Source organism: Streptomyces sp. NPDC020362, from assembly GCF_040642095.1.
Lineage (GTDB): Bacteria > Actinomycetota > Actinomycetes > Streptomycetales > Streptomycetaceae > Streptomyces.
In genome coordinates this window covers 53,235-67,521 of the sequence record NZ_JBFAET010000009.1, presented here as the reverse complement: position 1 = coordinate 67,521, position 14,287 = coordinate 53,235, and the positions used below count along the sequence as shown (strand labels likewise).

Sequence of the window (14,287 nt, the reverse complement as noted above, 5' to 3'; positions counted from 1 at the left end):
TGACGGTCCATCAGATCGATAGGTGGGGATCCATGCCCGAACTGCCCCGCATCATCAGCGTCGACGACCATGTGATCGAGCCCGCCCACCTCTTCGAGACCTGGCTGCCGGCCAAGTACCGGGACCGCGGCCCCAAGCCGCTGACCGCAGGGATCGGGGAGCTGGCGTACGTCGGCGGGAAGTACCAGATCACCATGGATCCGGAGGGCCAGCCGACCGACTGGTGGATCTACGAGGACCTGAAGTTCCCGTACAAGCGCAACATCGCGGCCGTCGGCTTCGACCGGGACGAGATGACCCTGGAGGGGATCACCCGCGAGCAGATGCGGCGAGGCTGCTGGGACCCGAAGGCACGGCTCGCCGACATGGACCTCAACCACGTCGAGGCCAGCCTCTGCTTCCCGACCTTCCCGCGCTTTTGCGGGCAGACCTTCGCCGAGGCGCACGACAAGGAGGTCGCCCTCGCCTGCGTGCGCGCCTACAACGACTGGATGGTGGAGGAGTGGTGCGGGGACAGCGCAGGGCGCCTGATCCCGCTGTGCCTGATCCCGCTGTGGGACGTGGACCTGGCCGTCGCCGAGATCCGGCGGAACGCGGCGCGCGGGGTACGCGCGGTGACCTTCTCGGAGATCCCCACCTACCTGGGGCTGCCGTCCATCCACTCCGGGTACTGGGACCCGTTCTTCGCGGTGTGCCAGGAGACCGGGACCGTCGTCAACATGCACATCGGCAGCAGCTCGCAGATGCCCGCCGCCTCCCCGGACGCGCCGCCCGCCGTCCAGGCCTCGCTCAGCTTCAACAACGCGATGGCCTCGATGATGGACTACCTGTTCAGCGGGGTGCTGGTGAAGTTCCCGACCCTCAAACTCGCCTATTCCGAAGGCCAGATGGGCTGGATCCCGTACGCCCTGGAGCGGGCCGACGACGTGTGGGAGGAGCACCGCGCCTGGGGCGGGGTGCGCGATCTGATCCCGGAGCCGCCGTCGACGTACTACTACCGGCAGATCTTCTGCTGCTTCTTCCGCGACAAGCACGGGGTCGCCTCGATCGACGTCGTCGGCCGCGACAACGCCACCTTCGAGACCGACTACCCGCACGTCGACTCGACCTTCCCGCACACCAAGGAGGTCGCCCTCGACCATGTGAAGGGCCTCGACGACGAGACCGTCCACAAGCTGATGCGGGGCAACGCCATCCGCATGCTGGACCTGGACCTCGACAGCTGATGGACCTCTCGTACACGCCCGAGGAGGAGGAGTTCCGGGCCCGGCTGCGCGAGTGGCTCGCCAAGGTGCTGCCCACCCTGCCGGCCAAGCCGTCCCCGGACGACTGGCCCGGCCGCCGCGCCTACGACCTCGGCTGGCAGCGGATGCTCCACGACGCGGGGTACGCCGACGTCCACTGGGACGCCTCCCCGACCATGCGGCTGATCTTCCTGGAGGAGACCGAGAAGGCGGGCGCCCCCTATGTGGGAGCCAACTTCGTCGGGCTGCTGCACGCCGGGCCGACCATCGCCGCCGAGGGCACCCCCGGGCAGCGGGCGCGCTGGCTGCCGCCGATCCTGCGCGGGGACGAGGTGTGGTGCCAGGGCTTCAGCGAACCGGAGGCCGGCTCCGACCTCGCCGCGCTGCGCACGCGTGCGTGGCGGGACGGCGACGACTACGTGGTGACCGGTTCCAAGATCTGGACCTCGCACGCCGAGGTCGCCGACTGGTGCGAACTGCTGGTCCGCACGGATCCGCAGGCGCCCAGGCACAAGGGCATCACCTGGCTGGCCATGCCGATGGCCGCCGAGGGCGTCACCGTACGGCCGCTGCGCACGCTCGCCGGGTCGGCCGAGTTCGCCGAGGTGTTCCTGGACGAGGTCCGGGTGCCGGTGGCCAACCGGGTCGGGGCGGAGAACGACGGCTGGCGCGTGACCATGGTGACGCTGTCCTTCGAGCGCGGCACGGCCTTCGTCGGCGAGGTCGTCGCCTGCCGTCGGGTGCTCGGCGAACTGGCCCGCACGGCACGGGAGAACGGCCGCTGGGACGATCCGGTCCTGCGCCGGCGGCTCGGGCGGCTGGGCGCGGAGTTCCGGGCGCTGTGGCGGCTGACCCAGTGGAACGTGAGCGAGGCGGAGGCGAGCAGCGGGGTGCCGGGCGTCGGGGGTTCGGTTTTCAAACTGAGGTACTCGCACGCCCGTCAGGAGCTGTACGACACCGCCGCCGAGGTGCTCGGCCCGGACAGCCTCGACCTGGACCGGCCCTGGGTCCTGGACCGGCTCTCCTCGCTGTCGTACACCATCGCCGCCGGCACCTCGCAGATCCAGCGCAACATCGTCGCCGAGCGCATCCTCGGCCTGCCCAGGGGGCGGTGACCGTGCGGTTCCGACTCACCGAGGAACAAAGGGCGTTGCGGACCGGCGTGCGGCAGCTGCTGGAGCGCCGGTTCGGCGCGGACGCGCTGCGGGCGGCCGTGGCCCGGCCCGGGCACCTGGACCGGGAGCTGTGGCGGGAGCTGGGCGCGGCGGGCCTGTTCGCGCTCCGGCTGCCGGAGGAGGAGGGCGGGGTCGGTCTGGGCCTGCCGGAGGCGGTGCTGGTCTTCGAGGAGACCGGCCGCGCACTGCTGGCGGGGCCCGTGCTGGCCACCCACCTGGCCGCCGGCACCGTACCCGGCGCCGCCACCGGGGAACGGGTCGTGGCCCGCGCGGACGGCTCGCTGGTGGAGTGGCTGGACGCGGCGGACGTGGTGTGCGGGGACGCCTCCGGGGCCGTACCCCTGCGCTCGGTGGACCCGCTGACGCCGCTGCACCGTGTTCCCGCCGGTCCCGGCGCCTCCGGTGCCGGTGCACCGGACCCGGTGGCCGTGCTGCTCACCGCCGCCGAGCAGCTTGGCACGGCCACGCGCGCGTGCGAGCTGGCCGTGCAACACGCCCGGGCGCGTGAGCAGTTCGGGCAGCCGATCGGGGCCTTCCAGGCGGTCAAACACCTGTGCGCCGACCTGCTGGTGCGTGCCGAGACGGCCCGCGCCGCGGTCTACGCGGCTGCCGTGACCGCCGACCGCTGTGACATCGCCGCCGCCCGGCTGCTCGCCGACGAGGCCGCCGTGCGCGGGATGCGCGACTGCCTCCAGGTGCACGGCGGCATGGGCTTCACCTGGGAGGCCGAAGTCCATCTGCATCTCAAACGGGCCTGGGTGCGGGCCCGTCGTGGTGGTGGGGGTACGCAGAGTGAGGACGTGCTTGCCGCCGACCTGGTGGCCTGATCGCCCGGCGGCACGCCGGGCCGGACCGCCGGCGCGACGCCGGCTCGGGATGTCGCGGATCGTGGCATACCGGAATCACAGAGCGTCGATACCGGGTTGTGTCCATCGCGTGACTCGTCACGTCCTGGAGTCGGGTGCCCCCTCCGGTACCTTGTGTGGGATGCGAGTGGCTGCGAGCACGAGCCGTGCCGGTGGTGCCCCCGGGGTGTCGCCGGACTGCGGGGTGTGCACCCCCGCTCGCGGGGCGGTCAGGGCCTCTGCCCCCGCCTGTTCGACTCCCCGGCATGCGCCTCGCACAGCATGGCGCACGCGTACTCCTTCGCGCTGGAATATGCCCGAAGCGCTTGTTGGGGTGACTGTACGTCAACCATGCTGTCTCGCAAGGGAGTCACGGTCCGTGACCCTTGCTCTGGCCATTGTTCTGGCCATGCAGAAAATGGCTACGATCGTGGCCCTCGTCGTGCTGCTCGCCGCGGCTTTCGCCGCGGCGTCCGGGTGGCGTGGGGTCATGTGTCCGCCGGTTCGGATGGTGTGAGCGGTGCAGGTGCTTCAAGTGCAGCTGGAGATCCGGCCCGACCCCGCGGAGGTGGGACGGGCCAGGAAGTGGGCGCGCTCGCGCCTCGCCGGGCTCGGTATAGGGGCCGACGAGCCGTTGGCCGAGACCCTGGTCCTGCTCGTCTCCGAGCTGGTGACCAACGCCGTGGTGCACACCGGCCGCCCGGCCGTACTGCGACTGTCCCTGCCGGGCGCCGCGGAGGAAGCGGCGAAGGAGACGGAGGCGGACGAGTCGGCCACCGTGCGGCTGGAGGTGGCCGACTCCAGTTCCCGTGCGCCCGTTCCGCGCTGCGTGGGCAGCGATGCCACCGGAGGCCGGGGTCTGGCGCTCGTCGACTGCCTCGCCGACCGCTGGGGCTGGAACCCCGAGGGCTCCGGCAAGAGCATCTGGTGCGAGCTGGACCGCTGCTCCGAGGCCCGCGAGGGCGCAGCGGTGGCGTACGGAAGCGGTCTGTCCGCGTACGAGGACCTTGCGTTCGAAGCGGTGTAGGCCCCTCCGTGCGGCAGTGCGCCGGGGATGCACCCGTGCGCGTCCCGTATGAACAGGGCGAAGACAATAAACCCCCGTACCGGTGTTGACGGCGTGTGACCGTATGAACACGCTGGTGAGCAACGATTCGCCGCGAGGGGACGACGAGGGCTCGGGTGACGACAGCCCTCGTCGAGTGTGGGTCGCACCGGATGGCGGCGCGAGTCGCATACAGGGGGCGCGCCGCCAACCGGGCTCCACGCTCCGCCGACCCGGCGTCACAAGGGCGGCCGTCGGGCCTCGTGGGACGGCCGTCGGCCTCGCAGGGCGGCTGTAGGGCCGCACGGGACGGCTGCCGGATCTCGCAGGACGGCCGTCGGGCCTCAGAGGACGGCTACCGGCGCCACCGGTGTCCCCGTCGCGCCGACGAACGGCTCGGGCATCGCTGACAACAGGAACGCGTACCGCCCTTCTTCTCCACAGGCTGTGGACAACTCTTCGAGATTCCAGTTCTGCCCCTGGAGCATCCCCATCTCCACCAGGTCCAGGGCATGTACCGGCAGCCATAGATTGTCGATCTCCGGCGGAAATATCTCAAATGTGAGCGTGTCGTTCGCGACCGCCGCCACATCGCGCGCGTGGAACCACTCCGGGCAGCGCACCGAGAGGCCTGGCGACGGATAGCCGTACCCGTGCTTGTCCCCGGCCAGACAGACCTGCACCTGACCCGTGCGCACCAGGACCACGTCCCCCGTGCGCACCCGTACCCCGCCGAACTCCTCGGCCGCCGCCAGGTCCTCCGGTGTGACCGCGTGCCCGCCCGCCAGCCGGTCCACGCCGCGCGCGCGTGCCACGTCCAGCAGGACTCCGCGCGAGACGATGTGCCGCGCCTTGTCGATCCCGCAGAACTCCGCACCGCCGTGCGCGGTGACCGTCCGCGCCGGGCGGCCGTTGTAGAGCTTCCCGGAGTGCGAGACGTGGGTCAGCGCGTCCCAGTGGGTGCCCGCCTGCAGCCCCATGGTCACCGCGTCGTCGCTGCACGCCACCGTGCCCGGCCCGAACAGCTCCTGGTTGATCTGCACCATCGTGTGCAGCGGATTGACCCGCCCGGGGATCATCCCGGTCTGCACCCCGTCCTGCTGCAGCGGCAGCGCGAGCGGCACCCTGCGGCCGGTGCGGACGCAGGCCGCGGCCTCGCGCACCACCTCGCCGGTGATCAGGTTCAGGGTGCCGATCTCGTCGTCGGCCCCCCAACGCCCCCAGTTGTTCACGCGCTTGGCGATGTCGTGGAACTCGGCGGGCAGTGACATCGGTGCCTCCCCAGGGCTTGTGTCCGCACATCTGACGGGCCATAAAATCTAACGGTCCGTCAGAAACAGCGGGAAGGGGCCGGACGTGGGGAACTTCTTGGCAGGCAAGGTGGTCGCCGTGACGGGCGCCGGGCGGGGCATCGGGCGGGCGGTCGCGCTCGCGGCGGCGGCCGAGGGTGCGAAGGTCGTCGTCAACGACTACGGGGTGGCCGCCGACGGCACCTCGCCGACGAGCGAGGTCGCCGACGCCGTCGTCAAGGAGATCGAGGCGGCGGGCGGCGAGGCGGTCGCGGTCGCCGACGACATCTCCACGATGGCCGGCGGGCAGCGGGTCGTGGATGCGGCCCTGTCCTCGTACGGCCGTCTCGACGGGGTCGTCTGCGTCGCCGGGATCCTGCGCGAACGCATGCTGTTCAACATGTCCGAGCAGGAGTGGGACCCGGTGGTCGCCACCCACCTCAAGGGAACGTTCACCGTCTTCCGGGCCGCCTCGGCCGTCATGCGGAAGCAGAAGTCCGGCACCCTCATCGGCTTCACCAGCGGCAACCACCAGGGCTCCGTCTCGCAGGCCAACTACAGCGCCGCGAAGGGCGGGATCATCTCGCTGGTCCGCAGCGCGGCCCTGGGACTGCACAAGTACGGCGTGACCGCCAACGCGGTCGCCCCCGTGGCCCGTACGCGGATGTCGGCGGGCGTCCCGATGGAGCTGAAGGAGATCGGCGAGCCGGAGGACGTGGCCGCGCTCGTCGTGTACCTGCTGTCGGACCCCGCCAAGGAGCAGGGCATCACCGGGCAGGTGTACACGATCGCCGGGCCGAAGATCGCGGTCTGGGCCCAGCCGCGGGAACTCCGTTCGGTGTACGGGGAGGGGGCCTGGACGCCGGAGCGGATCGCGGAGCTCCTGCCCGGGTCGGTGGGGGTGGATCCGATGCCGATGCTCTTGCAGCTGGCGGCCATGGAGAGTGCCGCCCGCGAGGGGTCTCGGCCGAACGCCTAGGAGCTCGGGGATGCGTCGTACGGCGGCGGCGGATCTTCTGCGGCCGGTGGCGCTCACGCGGCGGAGCCGCATGTCGATGCAGTCCCGCGCCCCTGGGTTTCTCGATGTGACCGGTGCTGTGAGGAGACCCCTGTGGACTTTGAATTCGCTGCCGAGGACGAGGCGTTCCGGACCGAGGTCCGTGCCTGGCTGGCCGCCCACGCGGGCGGCGCGACGGACAGGCGTACGTGGGAGAAGACCCTCGGCGCGGCCGGCTGGATCGGGCTCGGCTGGCCCGAGTCCGGGTACGGGAACCGCACCGCCACCCTCACCCAGCAGGTCGCCTGGGCCGAGGAGTACGCCCGCTCGGGCGCACCCCCGCGGTCCGGGCACATCGGGGAGAACCTGCTGGCTCCCACGCTCATCGCCCACGGCACCGCGGAGCACAAGAGCCGCTTCCTGCCGCCCGTCGCCGCAGGCGAGGAGCTGTGGTGCCAGGGATACAGCGAACCGGGCGCCGGGTCCGATCTGGCGGGCATCCGTACCTCGGCGGTGCGGGAGGGGGTGTCCTACCGGATCACCGGTCAGAAGATCTGGACCTCCCTCGCCCACGAGGCCGACTGGTGCTTCGTCCTGGCCCGGACCGAGCCGGACTCGCGCCGCCACCACGGTCTGAGCTTTCTGCTCGTCCCCATGAACCAGCCGGGCCGTGTCGAGGTCAGGCCCATCCGTCAGATGACCGGGACGAGCGACTTCAACGAGGTCTTCTTCGACGGGGCGCACGCGCGCGTGGAGCACGTCGTCGGAGGCGCGGGGCAGGGCTGGCGGGTGGCGATGAGCCTGCTCGGCTTCGAGCGCGGGGTGTCGACACTCGCCCAGCAGATCGGATTCGCCGAGGAACTGGCGCGGGTCGTACGCACGGCCCTCGGCACCGGAGCCGCCGACGACCCGGTCGTACGCGCCCGGCTCGTGCGCCAGTGGGCCGAGCTGCGCACCATGCGCTGGAACGCCCTGCGCACCCTCGGCGGCTCCGGTGACGCGGGCGCGCCCAGTGTCGCCAAGCTGCTGTGGGCGAACTGGCACCAGCGGCTCGGGGAGCTGGCCGTCCAGGTCCGGGGCGCGGCCGCCTCCGCGGGGCCCGCGGACTGGTCACCGGCGGCGCCCTACGAACTCGACCCCGACCAGCACCTGTTCCTCTTCTCCCGGGCCGACACCATCTACGGCGGCTCGGACCAGGTCCAGCGCACGATCATCGCCGAGCGGGTGCTCGGCCTGCCGAGAGAGCCGAAGGGGGTCGTGTGATGCGTGGTGTGGTGTTCGACGGCAAACAGGTCCAGGTGGTGGACGACCTGGCGGTGCGGGAGCCGGAGCCCGGTGAGGTGCTGGTGGCGGTCTCGGCGGCCGGGCTGTGCCACAGCGACCTTTCGGTGGTGGACGGCACCATCCCCTTCCCGGTCCCCGTGGTGCTGGGCCACGAGGGCGCGGGCCTGGTCGAGGCCGTGGGACCGGGCGTGACCCATGTGGCCCCCGGCGACCACGTGGCCCTGTCCACGCTCGCCAACTGCGGCACCTGTGCGGAGTGCGACCGGGGCCGCCCGACGATGTGCCGCCGGGCGATCGGCCGTCCGCAGCAGCCCTTCACGCGGGGCGGGCGGACGGTGTACCAGTTCGCCTCCAACTCGGCCTTCGCGGAACGCACGGTCGTGAAGGCCGTGCAGGCGGTGCGGATCCCGAAGGACATCCCGCTGCAGGCGGCGGCGCTGATCGGCTGCGGGGTGCTCACCGGGGTCGGTGCGGTCCTCAACCGGGCGCGGGTGGACCGCGGGGACAGCGTGGTCGTCATCGGCACCGGCGGCATCGGGCTGAACGTCCTGCAGGGCGCGCGCATCGCCGGGGCGCTCAGGATCGTGGCCGTGGACGCGAACCCGGCGAAGGAGGCGGCGGCCCGGCAGTTCGGCGCGACCGACTTCCTGACCTCGGTGGACGGCGTCCGGGACATCCTGCCGACCGGCGCCGACCATGTCTTCGAGTGCGTCGGCCGGGTGGAGCTGATCCGCCGGTCGATCGACCTCCTCGACCGGCACGGCCAGGCCGTCCTGCTCGGCGTGCCCGCGGCGAGTGCCGAGGCGTCCTTCCTCGTCTCCTCGATGTTCCTGGACAAGGCGATCCTCGGCTGCCGCTACGGCTCCTCCCGCCCCCAGCGGGACATCCCCCTGTACGCCGAGCTGTACCGCCAGGGCCGCCTGCTCCTGGACGAGTTGGTGACGGCGGCCTATCCGGTGGAGGACTTCGAGAAGGCGCGGGCCGAGGCGGAGGCGGGGCGGGTGGCACGGGCGGTGCTCACCTTCTGAGGCGCCGACGGGTGTCCACAGCCGCGAAGTTGTCCACAGGCGGGGGAAATTGCCGAGAGGACTGTCGGCGGCGACCTCTACCGTCATCGCATGACCTACCGCGACGTCGCCTCGAAACCGGTGCTGACCTGGACCTGTGTGGCCATGGGTGCCCGCATGCCGGTGGCCATGGCCCCGCTGGCCCTGGTCTTCCTGGTCCGTGAACGCCCGGGCGGCTACTCGCTGGGCGCCGCCCTCGCCGCGGCCTACGTCATCGGCGAGATCCTCGGCGCCCCGGTCCTCGGCATGCGCCTGGACCCGCGCCGGGCCCGCCCGCATCTGGCCGCAGGACTGGCGGCCGGGGCCGCCGGCTTCGCGTGCCTGGGCACGTTTCCCGGCGTGCACCCCGTGCTCCTCGCGGCGTTCGCGTTCCTCGCCGGTGCCGCGCCCTCGGCCGCCTCCGGAGGACTGCGGGCCCTGCTGACCTCGCTTGTCCCCGGCCACGCCGCCGCGCAGGCCCTGTCGGTCGAGTCCATGCTGACCTCGGGCATCTGGGCGGTGTCCCCGGCCGCGGTGACTGGCCTCGCGCTCGGTGTCGCCCCGGGCATACCGCTGGTGCTCGCGGCGGCTTTGATGGCCGCCTCGGTCGCGGGGCTGTGGCTGCTGCCCGAGGGGTGGCAGGCGGAGGAACACACCGGGGGCACGCCCAGACTCCGTGTGCTGGCGGGCGCCTGGCCGGTGTACGTCACCGGTGCGGCCGGACTGTCCCTGCTCGCCCTCGCCGAATTGGTTCTGCCCGCGCTCCTGGAACAGCGCGGCATCGGCGTCGGCTGGGCGGGACCGCTGCTGCTGGGCATGTCGGCGGCCGCGGGCGTGGGCGCGTTCCTGTACGGGCTGCGCACCTGGCCGGGCCGGCTGGCAACGCGCAGCGTGGTGCTGCTGTGTGCGATGGCGGCGGTCCTGACCGCGGTCGCGCTGATACCGTCCGGGCCCGGCATGGCGGCCGGGCTGGCGGTGGCGGGGTTGCTCCAGTCGGGGGCGATGCTCACCCGCAACCTGTCCCTGCGCGAGGCCCTCCCGCCCGAGGCCCTGGCTGCCGCCTACTCGGTCATGTACGCGGCCGTCGGCGCCGGATACGCGGCCACCGGTTCCCTGGCGGGCGCCCTGCTCACCCGGACCGCTCCCTCGACGGCGATCCTGGCGGGGGTGGGGCTGACCCTGACGCTCACGGGGGTGGGCTGGTGGGGAGAGAGACGCAGGGCGGGCCGGGCGGCGGGGGTGGGGGAGGCTGCCGCCGTGGCGTCCGCGAGCGTCCAGGACCGGCTGCCCACGGTGCCGTAGCGCCGGGGTGCGGTCGGTGGGGTTGCCGTGGTCTCCGAGTGCGGTCGGCGGGTGTCCGCAGCGCCCGAGTGCGGTCGGTGTCGGCGCGTCGGTGGGCGTCGGCCGGCAGGCGCCGTCGGGGAGCGGCCGCACCCGGGCATCCCGGTCACGGCCCAGTCACCTCACGGCCCCGTCACTCCGCCGTCCCCGTCACCCAGTCGACCCGCCGTCCCCGTCACCCAGTCGACCTGCCGACCCGCCGTCCCCGTCACCCAGTCGACCTGCCGACCCGCCGACCCGCCGTCCCCGTCACCCAGTCGACCCGCCGTCCCCGTCGCTCTCACCCCCGGCTTCCCACCTCGCCGTACTGCTCGCCGGTTTCACCGACCCCCGTTCGGAAGGTTCGTCGGTATGCCGTGGGGGTCACGCCGAGGGCCTGTTGCAGATGCTGGCGCATCGACTGCGCCGTGCCGAAGCCCGCGTCGCGGGCCACCTGGTCGACGGAGAGGCCGGTGGACTCCAGCAGGTGGCGGGCGCGTTCGACGCGCTGCTGGGTGAGCCACTGGCCCGGGCTGATGCCGACCTCCTCACGGAAGCGGCGGGTGAAGGTGCGCACCGACATGGCCTCCTGCCCGGCCATGTCCCGCAACTGGATCGGCTCGTGCAGCCGGCCGAGGGCCCAGGCGCGGGCGACGGTCGTGGTGGCGAGCTGCGGGTCCGGGACCGGGCGGTGGATGTACTGGGCCTGACCGCCGTCGCGGTGGGGCGGGACGACCGTGCGGCGGGCCACGTCGTTGGCGATCGCCGTGCCGTGGTCGCGGCGCACGATGTGCAGGCACAGGTCGATCCCGGCGGCCACTCCGGCCGAGGTCAGCACATCGCCGTCGTCGATGAACAGCACGTCCGCGTCCACCTTCACCCGTGGGAACATCCGCTGGAAGCGCTCGGCGTCCGCCCAGTGCGTGGTGGCCGGACGGCCGTCGAGGAACCCGGCGGCGGCCAGGACGTACACACCGGTGCAGATGGAGGCCAGCCGGGTGCCGGGCCGGATGCGGCCGAGCGCGGCGGCCAGCTCGTCCGTCAGCCTGCCCTCGTCGTAGACCGGGCCCAGTTCGTACGACGCCGGGACGATCACGGTGTCGGCCGACTCCAGGGCCTCGGGACCGTGCGGGACCTGCACCGCGAAGTCGGCGTCCGTCTCGACCGGGCCGGGCGGCCGGACCGAGCACGTCACCACCTCGTACAGGAGCCGCCCCTCGGCGTCCCGCGGCCGCCCGAAGATCCGGTGCGGGATGCCCAGCTCGAAGGGGAGCAGCCCGTCCAGGGCGAGGACGACGATCCGGTGCGGGCGGAAAACCTGGCCGACAGTCATGGCCCGATCCTATCGAATGCTGGCCTTCGGGCCACTCGATGCGCGGGACCGGAAACCCGACCCTTTATGACGTGACTCAGACAACCGAAGCCGCAGCCCAGCTCCAGGCCCCGCCCGCCCGGCGCCGCCGCGTGCACCGCGCCTGGTTCGTCGCCGCCGTCACCTTCGTCACGATCATCGGCGCGGCCGCCTTCCGCTCCCTGCCCGGCCTCCTCATCGACCCCCTGCACGAGGAGTTCGGCTGGTCGCGCGGCACGATCGGCGCGGCCGTCTCGATCAACCTCGCGCTCTACGGCCTCACCGCGCCCTTCGCCGCCGCGCTGATGGACCGCTTCGGCATCCGCCGGATCGTCGCCGTCGCGCTGACCGTGATCGCGCTCGGCTCCGGCCTGACCGTGTGGATGACGGCGGCCTGGCAGCTGCTGCTGTGCTGGGGCCTGCTGGTGGGTCTCGGCTCCGGGTCCATGGCCCTCGCCTTCGCCGCGACGGTCACCAACCGGTGGTTCACCGAGCGGCGCGGCCTGGTCAGCGGCATCCTCACCGCCGCGTCCGCCTCCGGCCAGCTGATCTTCCTGCCCCTGCTGTCCTGGATGGTCGAGTCGTACGACTGGCGCCCGGCCGCCGTCACGGTCGCCCTGGCCGCCCTCGCCGTCGTCCCCTTCGTCTGGCTGCTGCTGCGCGACCACCCGGCCGACGTGGGTCTGAAGCCCTACGGCGCGCAGGAGTTCGTGCCCAAGCCGCCGCCCGTCACCGGTGCCGCCCGCCGCGCGGTCACGGTCCTGCTCTCCGCGGTGCGCACGGGCCCGTTCTGGTTGCTCGCCGGCACCTTCGCGATCTGCGGGGCGTCCACCAACGGCCTGGTCCAGACCCACTTCGTGCCCGCCGCCCACGACCACGGCATGCCCGTGACGGCAGCGGCCTCGCTGCTCGCGGTGATCGGCGTGTTCGACGTCGTCGGCACGATCGCCTCCGGCTGGTTCACCGACCGCTTCGAACCGCGCCGCCTGCTGGCCGTCTACTACTCCCTGCGCGGCATATCGCTCCTGTTCCTCCCCATGCTGCTGGGCCCGGCGGTCCACCCCCCGATGATCTTCTTCATCGTCTTCTACGGCCTCGACTGGGTGGCCACCGTCCCGCCCACCCTGGCCCTGTGCCGGGAGCAGTACGGCGAGGACAGCGCCATCGTCTTCGGCTGGGTGCTCGCCTCCCACCAGGTCGGCGCGGCCCTGGTCGCTTTCCTCGGCGGCGTCGCCCGGGACGTCTTCGGCTCCTACGACATGGTCTGGTACGCCTCCGGCACCCTGTGCGCGGCGGCGACCCTGATGGCGCTGGTGATCAGGCGACACCCGTCGGCGCCCGCGGTCGCCGTCTCCTGAAAACGCCTGTGCGGACAGGGGGTTCGCCGCGGTACGTTCGGCCCATGACGCGCTTCGCACGCCCCGGGGCGGCCCGATGAGCGGCTGGTGGGCCTACCTGGAGGAGCGGACCCGCCAGGAGACCGACGAGAACGTACTGCGCGACCGGCGGATCATGGCGATCAAGACCGTGTGTGAGGCGCTGCGCCCGCTGGGGCTCGGCCTGCGCGAGGCGGAACAGGTGGTCCTGCAGCGCTACGAGGTGCTCGGCGAGCGCGTGCGGTACACGCCGCCCGATCCGCTCGACGTCCCCTCGCTCGCGGCCCGCGCCACCGCCTGCCCGGGCCGGGTGGCCGCGGTCGAGGCGATCTGGGACGGCGACACCGTCCACGACTGAGCGCCCACCGGCCGCGCGGCGGTCGCAACGTTGCCTCGATCGAGCCCAGGGCCTCAACTGACCGGAGCTTCTGGTGTTGGGTGGTAGGGGCAGGCATGCCGCGTCGGTTTCCACTCGCAGGGGAACCGTCTTTCTTCGGCCGTCCGCAGATGTAGGGGTTGTGCAGGCCCACGACCTGCCCAAGACGCCAAGCGCCCAGGAACGGCTCACCGCATCCGGAGTATCGGGGCGTGGCGTCGGGCTTCAGTGGTACTGCCGCGAGCGGGAGCCGCTCACGGTCACAGTTCGCCGCGGGGCGGGCGCAGGTGCACCCTTCTCCGTGGCAGGAGTCGTTGACGGCGGCCCGCTCAGTCCGCAGCCGGACGCCCGAACCGCCCCCGATGGAAGAGCAGCGGCTCGTCCGGGCCGTCGGCGCCGAGCGCGTTCACCCGGCCGACGACGATCAGGTGGTCGCCGCCGGTGTGCACTGTGTGGACGGTGCAGTCGATCCAGGCCACGGCGCCGGTCAGGCGCGGGGCGCCGGAGACGGGTGCCGCGTCGTAAGCCACTCCGGCGAACTTGTCGGCGCCGCTCACCGCGAAAGCCCGGCACAAGTCGCCCTGGTCGGCGGCGAGGACGTTGACGCAGAAGGCGCCGACCCTGGCGATGCGCGGCCAGGTGGTCGACGTACGGCCGACCATGAAGCAGACCAGGGGCGGGTCGAGGGAGAGGGAGGAGAAGGACTGGCAGGCGAAGCCGGCGGGGGAGGGCGAGCCCTCCGTGGGCGGCGCCGTCACCACGGTGACGCCCGTCGCGAAGTTCCCCAGCACGCGCCGGAACTCCGCCTGGTCCACCGGCGCCCGCTCGTCCTCGTGGACGCACCGCAACTCGGGGCGCGGCAGGGCCTCCACGGGCCCGGGTGCCGCGGCCGACCTGAACCAACGGACGGCGGCTGCCGCCGCCCCTGCGTGTCCCATC

The 14,287-nt window shown here is 72.5% G+C and carries 14 protein-coding genes; 11 read left to right on the top strand and 3 right to left on the bottom strand.

Annotation, left to right across the window (positions count from 1 at the left end):
* The first annotated feature begins 32 nt into the window (after positions 1–32).
* From AB0H32_RS06600 to AB0H32_RS06580, 5 genes are all read left to right on the top strand, one after another.
* Complete coding sequence (locus AB0H32_RS06600) at positions 33–1,226, top strand: amidohydrolase family protein (RefSeq protein WP_361115235.1); 1,194 nt, start codon at positions 33–35, stop codon at positions 1,224–1,226.
* Positions 1,226–2,359, top strand: coding sequence for an acyl-CoA dehydrogenase (locus tag AB0H32_RS06595; RefSeq protein WP_361115232.1), 1,134 nt, complete (start codon positions 1,226–1,228; stop codon positions 2,357–2,359). The genes AB0H32_RS06600 and AB0H32_RS06595 overlap by 1 nt, the downstream gene beginning before the upstream one ends.
* Positions 2,360–2,361: 2 nt before the next feature.
* The gene (locus tag AB0H32_RS06590; protein WP_361115229.1) at positions 2,362–3,246 is read left to right on the top strand and encodes an acyl-CoA dehydrogenase family protein; all 885 of its coding nucleotides are present in this window, start codon (positions 2,362–2,364) and stop codon (positions 3,244–3,246) included.
* Between the two features lie 397 nt (positions 3,247–3,643).
* Positions 3,644–3,781 (top strand): hypothetical protein, encoded by a 138-nt coding sequence (locus AB0H32_RS06585; protein ID WP_361115226.1) that lies wholly within the window; start codon positions 3,644–3,646, stop codon positions 3,779–3,781.
* Positions 3,782–3,799: 18 nt separating this feature from the next.
* The gene (locus tag AB0H32_RS06580) at positions 3,800–4,291 is read left to right on the top strand and encodes an ATP-binding protein (protein ID WP_361115360.1); all 492 of its coding nucleotides are present in this window, start codon (positions 3,800–3,802) and stop codon (positions 4,289–4,291) included.
* Between the two features lie 362 nt (positions 4,292–4,653).
* Here AB0H32_RS06580 and AB0H32_RS06575 read toward each other — a convergent pair whose 3' ends face one another.
* Positions 4,654–5,580 (bottom strand): cyclase family protein, encoded by a 927-nt coding sequence (locus AB0H32_RS06575; RefSeq protein ID WP_361115223.1) that lies wholly within the window; start codon positions 5,578–5,580, stop codon positions 4,654–4,656.
* 85 nt (positions 5,581–5,665) lie between these two features.
* Here AB0H32_RS06575 and AB0H32_RS06570 point away from each other — a divergent pair, with 85 nt between their 5' ends.
* The 4 genes from AB0H32_RS06570 (at position 5,666) to AB0H32_RS06555 (ending at position 10,227) form a co-directional block, all read left to right on the top strand.
* On the top strand, positions 5,666–6,577 hold the full coding sequence (locus tag AB0H32_RS06570) for an SDR family oxidoreductase (RefSeq protein WP_361115220.1): 912 nt from the start codon (positions 5,666–5,668) through the stop codon (positions 6,575–6,577).
* Between the two features lie 132 nt (positions 6,578–6,709).
* Positions 6,710–7,858: an acyl-CoA dehydrogenase family protein gene (locus AB0H32_RS06565; protein WP_361115217.1), complete on the top strand. Its 1,149-nt coding sequence runs from the start codon at positions 6,710–6,712 to the stop codon at positions 7,856–7,858.
* Positions 7,858–8,907, top strand: a complete 1,050-nt coding sequence (locus AB0H32_RS06560; RefSeq protein WP_361115214.1) for a Zn-dependent alcohol dehydrogenase — start codon at positions 7,858–7,860, stop codon at positions 8,905–8,907. The genes AB0H32_RS06565 and AB0H32_RS06560 overlap by 1 nt, the downstream gene beginning before the upstream one ends.
* Before the next feature lie 90 nt (positions 8,908–8,997).
* Positions 8,998–10,227, top strand: a complete 1,230-nt coding sequence (locus tag AB0H32_RS06555; protein WP_361115211.1) for an MFS transporter — start codon at positions 8,998–9,000, stop codon at positions 10,225–10,227.
* A gap of 319 nt (positions 10,228–10,546) precedes the next feature.
* Here AB0H32_RS06555 and AB0H32_RS06550 read toward each other — a convergent pair whose 3' ends face one another.
* Positions 10,547–11,578, bottom strand: a complete 1,032-nt coding sequence (locus tag AB0H32_RS06550) for a helix-turn-helix domain-containing protein (protein ID WP_361115208.1) — start codon at positions 11,576–11,578, stop codon at positions 10,547–10,549.
* A gap of 71 nt (positions 11,579–11,649) precedes the next feature.
* Here AB0H32_RS06550 and AB0H32_RS06545 point away from each other — a divergent pair, with 71 nt between their 5' ends.
* Both AB0H32_RS06545 and AB0H32_RS06540 read left to right on the top strand, forming a co-directional pair.
* Positions 11,650–12,954 (top strand): MFS transporter, encoded by a 1,305-nt coding sequence (locus AB0H32_RS06545; RefSeq protein ID WP_361115205.1) that lies wholly within the window; start codon positions 11,650–11,652, stop codon positions 12,952–12,954.
* Between the two features lie 76 nt (positions 12,955–13,030).
* A complete protein-coding gene (locus AB0H32_RS06540) occupies positions 13,031–13,330 on the top strand; it encodes a hypothetical protein (RefSeq protein WP_361115203.1) in 300 nt (99 codons plus the stop codon).
* A 347-nt stretch (positions 13,331–13,677) separates the two neighbouring features.
* Here the strand turns inward: AB0H32_RS06540 and AB0H32_RS06535 are convergent, their stop codons facing one another.
* Complete coding sequence (locus tag AB0H32_RS06535) at positions 13,678–14,286, bottom strand: flavin reductase family protein (protein WP_361115200.1); 609 nt, start codon at positions 14,284–14,286, stop codon at positions 13,678–13,680.
* Position 14,287 lies beyond the last annotated feature (1 nt).